A 1234-nucleotide genomic window follows, 5' to 3' on the forward strand; every position below is an offset into this window, starting at 1 on the left:
TGGAGTTGCTAAATTTACACGGACGATTTTTTAGAGATATTAAGACCAAAATAATATCTTAGAAAAATGAGTACACAGAAAAAGTATTACAGTACCGAGTTCAAAGAGAATACGGTTAAATTGAGTTACGAAAGAACCAACATCAAGGAGTTGGCTGATGAGTTAGGGATTGATGTGCAACGTATTTATAAGTGGAGAAATGGTATAGGTACTAAAAGCACTGCCAGAGTCAGCAGCGGTACCGCTGCTGACTCTGGCAGTGCTTCAGAAATCAAGCGATTAAAAAAAGAGCTCAAAGAAGCTCAATTAGAGCTAGCAATATTAAAAAAAGCCGTTCACATCTTTTCCAAGAGCGATGGGAATTCTACCAGTTTATAGCTGAAAATAGAGCGATATTTCCTATTGAAAAGATGTGTAAGGTTTTTAATGTAAGTAAGAGTAGTTTTTACAAATGGCTCAATGGCGGCATATCAGCAAGAGCGGCACATGACAAGGTATTAAAAAAAGAAATAACAGAAATCTTTAAAATGAGCAAACAAACCTATGGAAGCCCGAGAGTCACAGAGGAGCTAAAACGTAGAGGATATAGTTGTTCTAAGCCTAAAGTGGCAAAGTTAATGGCACAGTTAGGACTTAAAAGCAAAGTGAAAAAGAAGTACAAAACAACCACTGATTCAAATCATCATTTTCCAGTTGCTCCAAATATTATTAAGCGGAATTTCAAACCTGAGAGAATCGGTCAAACATGGGTATCAGATATCACATACATCAGAACCTTACAAGGTTGGTTGTACCTAACAACAGTAATTGATTTATTTGATCGACAAGTGATTGGTTGGTCTTTAAGTAAAACTATGCATACAGCAGAAACCGTAATCCCCGCGTGGAACATGGCAGCCAGGAAACGACAAATAACACAGGAATTAATTTTTCATTCAGACAGAGGCGTCCAATATGCATGCAAAGAATTTACAACGATACTGAATAAACACTCGAAGGTTAAACAAAGCATGAGTAGAAAAGGAAATTGTTGGGATAATGCTGTTGCTGAAAGCTTCTTCAAAACATTAAAGTCCGAATTGGTCTATCATTGTAGATATGAAACCATTGAACAGGCTAAGCTTTCTGTTTTTGAATATATTGAGGGGTGGTATAATAGCAAGAGATTACACTCTTCATTGGGATATGTAACTCCCATTGAATATGAATTAAATTATTACCAAGTTTTAATTGC

Annotated in this window: 2 protein-coding genes; both read left to right on the top strand. The window is 36.2% G+C overall.

Going from position 1 to position 1234, the window contains the following annotated elements:
* Window positions 1-66 precede the first annotated feature (66 nt).
* Window positions 67-378: a transposase gene (locus ACRD7B_RS22710; RefSeq protein ID WP_430826963.1), complete on the top strand. Its 312-nt coding sequence runs from the start codon at window positions 67-69 to the stop codon at window positions 376-378.
* Window positions 321-1234: IS3 family transposase (locus tag ACRD7B_RS22715; protein ID WP_430826964.1), on the top strand; the 914-nt coding region annotated here is incomplete at its 3' end. The genes ACRD7B_RS22710 and ACRD7B_RS22715, both read left to right, overlap by 58 nt.

The sequence above is a fragment of the Carboxylicivirga fragile genome (assembly GCF_050589805.1).
Taxonomy (GTDB): Bacteria; Bacteroidota; Bacteroidia; order Bacteroidales; family Marinilabiliaceae; genus Carboxylicivirga; species Carboxylicivirga fragile.